Origin of the sequence: Elioraea sp. Yellowstone, from assembly GCF_006704265.1 — a bacterium.
Lineage (GTDB): Bacteria > Pseudomonadota > Alphaproteobacteria > Acetobacterales > Acetobacteraceae > Elioraea.
In genome coordinates this window covers 1-6,061 of record NZ_VIKA01000176.1, presented here as the reverse complement: position 1 = coordinate 6,061, position 6,061 = coordinate 1, and the positions used below count along the sequence as shown (strand labels likewise).

The following is a 6,061-nucleotide window of genomic DNA, read 5'->3' as shown; positions in this document are numbered from 1 at the left end:
CACTGGACGCGCGCGCGGCTGCGCCGGCGCGCCTGGTGCCGCTCGCCCGCGCGCCGCGCGCGAACCTGCTCTGGAAGGTCTGGGCCGCCAGTGCGTCCGCACTCGCCGCCGGGCTCGCGGCGTTCATGCTGCTCCGCCCCGCCGCCGAGGAGCCGCGCTACCTCGCGGTCCTCCAGCAGGATCGCGGCGCGCCCGCCTGGGTGGTGGAGGCGAGCCCGAGCCGCGGCATCGTGCTCGCCGGTGCCGTGAACCCGCGCCCGGTGCAGGAGGGGCGCGTGATGCAGCTCTGGGGCCTCGCCCCGGGCGCGGCCGCGCCTGTCTCGCTCGGCATCGTGCCGCCCGACGGCCGGCTCGAGGTCGATCCGCGGGTGCTGCGGCCGCAGGACGGCATGCTGGTGGAGATCAGCCTTGAGCCGCCCGGGGGCTCGCCGACCGGCCGGCCCACCGGCCCGGTGCTGTTCATCGGCCGACTCGAACGCGTGGAGTGATCGCGCGCGCGTGATCGCCGGCGCTGCGTCCGACAACACGGCCCGCCCGTAGCCCGCGCGACGGAACCGCCGTCGCACCACAGGCTCAACGGAAGGACCACGTCCATGCGCCATCTGCTGCTCGCCGCCGTCGCGGCCGCCGCCCTCGCGCCCACGCCCGGCCAGGCGGCGACCCTGATCGGACTGACCCCCGACAACCGCCTCGTCACGATCGACACCGAGACGCGCCGCGCCGCCCCACCGGTCGCCATCCGCGGCGTGGAGGGCCGCGTGCTCGGGATCGACCAGCGCCCGGCGGACGGGTCGCTGGTCGCGCTCACCGACGCGTGGATGCTCTACCGCATCGATCCGCGCACGGGCGCCGCCACCATGCTCAGCCGCCTCACCGAGCGCGCCGAGCTCGGCGGCCGGGCGGTGGTCGATTTCAACCCGACGGTCGATCGGCTGCGCGTGATGGGGATCAACGGCACCAACCTGCGCATCAACGTCGATACGGGTGCGACGCTGGTGGACGGAGCGCTGAAATACGCGCCGGGCGACCGCAATGCCGGCACCATGCCGCGCATCACCGCCGGCGCCTACTCGAACAGCGTCAAGGGCGCCACGCAGACCGCGCTCTACACGATCGACACGCTGCTCGGCTCGTTCAACCTGCAGGCGCCGCCGAACGACGGCGTGCAGCAGAGCAAGGCGAGCTTCGGCATGAGCCTGCCGCCCGCGACCGCGTTCGACATCCTCGCCGACGGCGACGGCGGCAACTGGGGCTTCGTGCTGGCGAACGGAACGCTGCACAGGCTCGACGTGCAGACCGGCGCGCTCAGCGCGCTCGGTCCGGTCACCGGCCTGCCGGGGGAGATCATCGACATCGCCGCGATGCGCTGATCCCGCGTTCCCCACGCATCGCGGCGGGGGTCCCGGCCGTGCGGGGCCCCCGACCCCCGTGGCGCCGGGCACGGCACGATGACACCATGCCCGGCGCCATGACGCCGAGGCTGATCGACCATCCTCTCGCCCAGGACGCGCTGACCACGCTGCGCCGCGCCGGGACGCCGCGCGAGGCGTTCCGCGCCGCGCTGCACCGCATCGCGCTGCTGCTCGCCGCCGGCGCGACCGAGCGTCTGCACCTTGCTGCCGCACCCGTCGTCACGCCGCTCGAAGGCGTCGACGCGCCGGTGCTCGCCGGCCCATTGCCGTGTCTCGTGCCGGTGCTGCGCGCCGGGCTCGGCCTGCTCGACGGGTTCCTCGCGCTGATGCCCGCGGCACCGGTCGCGCATTTCGGCGCCTATCGCGACCACGCCACACTCGCAACGGTCGAGTACAGCTTCGCCGCGCCGACCGATCTGGCGCTGCGTGCGGCGATCGTGCTCGACCCGATGCTGGCGACCGGCAACACCGCCGCCGCGGCCTGCACGCGGCTGAAGGCGGCCGGCGCGCGCGACCTCGCGGTCGCCTGCGTGCTCGCCGCACCCGAAGGACTGGCACGCCTCGCCGCCGCCCACCCGGATGTCACGGTGACCGCGATCGCGGTGGACCGCGGCCTCGACGAGCGCGGCTATATCCGCCCCGGTCTCGGCGATGCGGGTGATCGGCTGTTCGGCACGGGCTGACGCGGATGCCGACCGGGCGGGACGCCGATCCCGGTCTCCCTGCTGCCGGCCCTGCGCCGCCGCGGCGAGCGGACGCCAATCGCGGAAGAACGCGGTGCCGACCTCGTCCGCCGCCGCGGCGATCAGCATGCGCTGCGCCCAGTCCAGGAACTCGGCAGGCCGCCTGCGATGATCTCCTCGATCCTGCGATCCTCGAGCCCCGCGTGCAGATCCTCCAGCCGCAGCGCGAGCGCGCAGAGGCGCGAGAGCTGATCGGCCGCGACGTCCTGCTCGGCCAGTGCGTCGATCCGGTCGTGGAAGATGTCAAGCTGCTGCCACATCCCGGTCGAGATCAGCGGACGCAGCGTACGTGCGTTCTGCCGCGCCGCGGCGACGGCTGCCGGGATCGAGGTCGGATTGCCGCGGTCGAGCAGGCAGAAGCGTCGCACCGCCTCGGGCGAGGCGACGCCATGCATCCCGCGCCGCCGAGCCTTGGCTCTCGCCGTCTCCCCAGCCAATCCGCGCCTCCGTCCTCGTGACGTTCATGGCGTCGCTCCCCGGGCCGGGGTCCTGGGCGGATGGCCGTTCGCGAGGGGAGCCTGCAGCGCTTGATCAGCCGATCCGATTCGCCGATAACCCGTGATCGTGCCCTGCCCTGCGGCGTGTCGAGTCGCGGGGCCAGCCAGCGGAGGTTGTCCGTGCGCTCGCTCCTGCTGAATGCGGCCGCCTTCGTCGCGGTCGGCCTCGCTTCATCCCAGGCGGCCGCCCAGGCGTGCGCCAATGCGCGCGAGAAGGCGGCGTTCGATCTGCGCGCGCTGCAGACCCACCTGATGGTAGGCGCCCTCTCCTGCGGGATGCACGACCGCTACAACGCCTTCGTCACGCGCTTCCAGTCGGATCTCGCCGGCGCGCATCGGCACCTCACCGGCTACTTCAACCGCGTGCACGGGCGCAGCGCCCAGCGCGACCTGAACCAGTACATCACGGCGTTGGCGAACGCGCAGTCGCAGGAAGGTATCCGCCTCGGCAGCGACTTCTGCGGCAAGGTCGGGCCGATGTTCGACCGCGTCATGAGCGTGGGCGCCAACGCCGATCTGCTGGCGATCTCGGCGGAGGCGAACCTGCCGCAGGCCTATGCGGTGCGGTCCTGCGACCTCCGCACGGCCGAGACCCCCTCCCGCACCGGCACGCAGCGGCGCTGACCGCCGGCGCCGCGCGCGCCCTCCCTTCCCCTGCAGCACGACCGGCCGCTCCGGAGGCTCCGCGCCGTCGGAGGACAGGGACGCGCGCCCGTGCTGCGCCGCACGGCGCGAATCGGGACAACGAAAAGGGGCGCCTCGCGGCGCCCCTTCCGTCGGTCAGGTCGATCCGCCCGGGATCAGCGGAGCACGATCTCCACGCGCCGGTTCTGCGGCTCGCGGACGTTCGGCCCGGTCGGCACCAGGGGCTGGCTGAAGCCGCGGCCGGTGATGACCATCTGGCTACGCGGGATCCCCCGGCGCTCGAGCTCGGCGGCGACCGCGTTGGCGCGGCGCAGCGACAGGGCCTGGTTGTAGGCGGCCGAGCCGACCGTGTCGGTATGACCGGTCACCTCGATCCGGGTCGCCTGCACGCGCGGCGCGTTGGCGGCGGCCTCGGCGATGATCTCGCGCGCACGGTCGGTGAGGGCGGCGCTGTCGAAGTCGAAGAACACGAGGTAGGTGCGGGCGGGCGCCGGGGCCGCGACCGGCGCAGGCGCCGGAGCAGGCGGCGGCGGCGTCACGCCGAAGGCGTAGCGCAGGCCGATCAGGAAGGTGTGGTTGTAGTTGTCAGCCTCCACCGTGCCACCACCGCCGGCGGGCGTGACCCTGAACTCGTTCTTCAGCGTGCCGAAGAAGCGGTATTCGGCGTTGATCGCGAGACCCGGCACCGCATCGATCGGCACGCTCAGGCCGACGATGCCCTGGAAGGCGAAGTTGTTGTCATCGTCATCGACGAGCGTGACGCCGCCACCCTTCACGCTGTCCCAGTTCGTCCAGGCCCAGCCGATACCGGCGCCAAGGTAGGGGTAGAGGAAACCGAGGCCGAGGTCGAAATCGGCGAGGGCATTGAGCATCACGCCATAGGTCTGCTGCGAACCACCGACATTCGTCAGCGAAGCACCGCCGATCTTGATGCCGTCGACGTCGTTGTCGCGGTAGTTGCCCTCGAGTTCGACGCGCAGCCCGATGCCCGGGGCGACCTGGCCGAAGCCCCAGCCGATGCGGGCGATTCCCGCCCAGCCACCGTCGAACTCGGCGTCATGCGAGCCGGCCCGGGTCGGCGAGAACGACAGATCGGTGTCCTGGACGATGTTGTAGCCGCCCATGGCGCCGATGTAGAGGCCGTTGACCGGCTGGGCGCTGGCCACGGCGGGCAGCACGCCCATCGTCGCGGCCAGAAGCACAGTGCGGAGCTTCATCCGTGTCTCTCCTTGACCAAACCCGCGCGGGGTAAAGGCCCGGCCGGCAGGCATCGCGCCTACGGCACTCCGTATCCCGCAATGCCGGCACCATACAAAAGGGCCCGCGCGGTTGCACCGGGTGCGCCGACGATTTTCCAGGCCTGTGGCGCTGCTGCAACAGGTGTGTCCGTTGTGTGCTGTTGCGTTGCGCAAAACCAAAGCGGGGCGGAAGAGAGCGGGAGTCGAACCCGCCCGGGACCGCGTCCAGCCGCCCCGACCGGCTTTGAAGGCCGGCCGGCCCACCGGGGCCGAGTCTCTTCCTCGGCTCAGATCGCCTGCCCGGAGCATGCCGGCAAGATCCCTGCCAGCACGGCCTCGTCCGCCTCCGTCAGGCACCGGCAGTCGAGCCAGAGCCGCCCGTCGGCGACCCGTCCCAGCACCGGCACCGGCAGGGCGCGGAGCCGCGCGGCCAGAAGGTCGGGCCGCCGTCCGGCGACCGTGACGGCCACCGAGGGCAGGCGTTCGACCGGCAGGGCGCCGGAGCCGATCTGGCTGCGGCACGGCTCGACCGCGATCCGCCAGCCCGGCCCGAGCGCCGGCGCGAGCCCGGCGGCGAGACGCTCGGCGGCCGCGCGAATCGAGGCCTCCGGCCTAGCCAGAAGCGCGAGGGCGGGGAGGCGCGCGACCAGGCGGTCAGGCGCAAGGTGCAGCCGCAGCACCGCCTCGAGCGCGGCAATCCGGCCCTTGTCGAGCCGGAGCGCCCGCTTCAGCGGGTTCCGGTTCAGCCGCCGGACCAGCTCGGCCCGCCCGACCACCAGCCCGGCCTGCGGCCCGCCGAGCAACTTGTCTCCCGAGAACGTGACGAGGTCGGCGCCGGCAGCGAGGGCGTCCGCGGGGGTCGGCTCGGGCGGCAGGCCGAATCGGGCGAGGTCGACCAGGGCACCGGCGCCAAGGTCGGCGATGAAGGGCAGGCCGGCCGCCTTCGCGATCGCGGCAAGCTTGCGGTCCGGGACACGCGCGGTGAAACCCGAGATCGCGAAGTTTGCCTGATGCACACGCATGAGGAGTGCCGTGCGCGGACCGATCGCCCCCTGGTAGTCGCGCGCGTGGGTGCGGTTGGTCGTGCCGACCTCGACCAGCCGGCAGCCAGCGCGCGCCATGATCTCCGGCATCCGGAACGACCCGCCGATCTCGATCAGCTCGCCGCGGCTGACCGGCACCTCCCTGCCCTTCGCCAGCGTGTTCAGCACCAGCAGCACGGCGGCGGCGTTGTTGTTCACCACGGTCGCGTCCTCGGCACCGGTAAGCGCGCACAGCAGGCCGCGCAGGTGATCATCGCGCTCGCCGCGCCGCCCCGTGGCGAGGTCGAACTCGAGCGTGGTCGGGTGGCGCATGGCCTCGGCGGCGGCGGCGATCGCCTCCTCGGGCAGCGGCGCGCGGCCAAGATTGGTGTGCAGCACCGTGCCGGTGAGGTTGATGACGCGCCGCAGGCGCGGCGCCGATTCCCGCGCGAGCCGGTCGGCCGCGGCATCGATCAGCGCGGCCTCGCCCGGCGCCCTGCCGCC

General features: G+C 73.1%; 7 protein-coding genes and 1 tRNA gene. 4 read left to right on the top strand and 4 right to left on the bottom strand.

Features of this window, described 5'->3' with window-relative positions; translation table 11 throughout:
- The 3 genes from FK498_RS16640 to upp all read left to right on the top strand — a co-directional run.
- The coding region (locus FK498_RS16640; RefSeq protein WP_237560987.1) for an anti-sigma factor domain-containing protein at positions 1 to 488 on the top strand (488 nt) is incomplete at its 5' end.
- A gap of 105 nt (positions 489 to 593) precedes the next feature.
- Positions 594 to 1,370, top strand: a complete 777-nt coding sequence (locus tag FK498_RS16635) for a DUF4394 domain-containing protein (RefSeq protein ID WP_141856513.1) — start codon at positions 594 to 596, stop codon at positions 1,368 to 1,370.
- An 86-nt stretch (positions 1,371 to 1,456) separates the two neighbouring features.
- Positions 1,457 to 2,095, top strand: coding sequence for a uracil phosphoribosyltransferase (gene upp, locus FK498_RS16630; protein ID WP_237560986.1), 639 nt, complete (start codon positions 1,457 to 1,459; stop codon positions 2,093 to 2,095).
- 122 nt (positions 2,096 to 2,217) lie between these two features.
- On the opposite strand, the gene FK498_RS16625 is transcribed toward upp, so the two are convergent.
- Complete coding sequence (locus FK498_RS16625; protein ID WP_141856511.1) at positions 2,218 to 2,550, bottom strand: alpha-E domain-containing protein; 333 nt, start codon at positions 2,548 to 2,550, stop codon at positions 2,218 to 2,220.
- A gap of 222 nt (positions 2,551 to 2,772) precedes the next feature.
- Between FK498_RS16625 and FK498_RS16620 the strand changes: the two genes are divergently transcribed.
- Complete coding sequence (locus FK498_RS16620; RefSeq protein WP_141856509.1) at positions 2,773 to 3,276, top strand: hypothetical protein; 504 nt, start codon at positions 2,773 to 2,775, stop codon at positions 3,274 to 3,276.
- 176 nt (positions 3,277 to 3,452) lie between these two features.
- Here FK498_RS16620 and FK498_RS16615 read toward each other — a convergent pair whose 3' ends face one another.
- The 3 genes from FK498_RS16615 to selA form a co-directional block, all read right to left on the bottom strand.
- Entirely contained in the window at positions 3,453 to 4,514 is a 1,062-nt protein-coding gene (locus tag FK498_RS16615; RefSeq protein ID WP_141856507.1) for an OmpA family protein, read from the bottom strand.
- Between the two features lie 208 nt (positions 4,515 to 4,722).
- Positions 4,723 to 4,817, bottom strand: a tRNA-Sec gene (locus FK498_RS19110).
- Positions 4,818 to 4,822: 5 nt separating this feature from the next.
- A partial coding sequence (selA, locus tag FK498_RS16610; RefSeq protein WP_141856505.1) for an L-seryl-tRNA(Sec) selenium transferase occupies positions 4,823 to 6,061 on the bottom strand: 1,239 nt, incomplete at its 5' end.

Bases quoted from the DNA above. Each gene is read 5' to 3' on its own strand.
- upp (WP_237560986.1), top strand. From the start codon at position 1,457: ATGCCCGGCGCCATGACGCCGAGGCTGATCGACCATCCTCTCGCCCAG.
- FK498_RS16635 (WP_141856513.1), top strand. From the start codon at position 594: ATGCGCCATCTGCTGCTCGCCGCCGTCGCGGCCGCCGCCCTCGCGCCC.
- FK498_RS16615 (WP_141856507.1), bottom strand. From the start codon at position 4,514: ATGAAGCTCCGCACTGTGCTTCTGGCCGCGACGATGGGCGTGCTGCCC.
- FK498_RS16625 (WP_141856511.1), bottom strand. From the start codon at position 2,550: ATGCATGGCGTCGCCTCGCCCGAGGCGGTGCGACGCTTCTGCCTGCTC.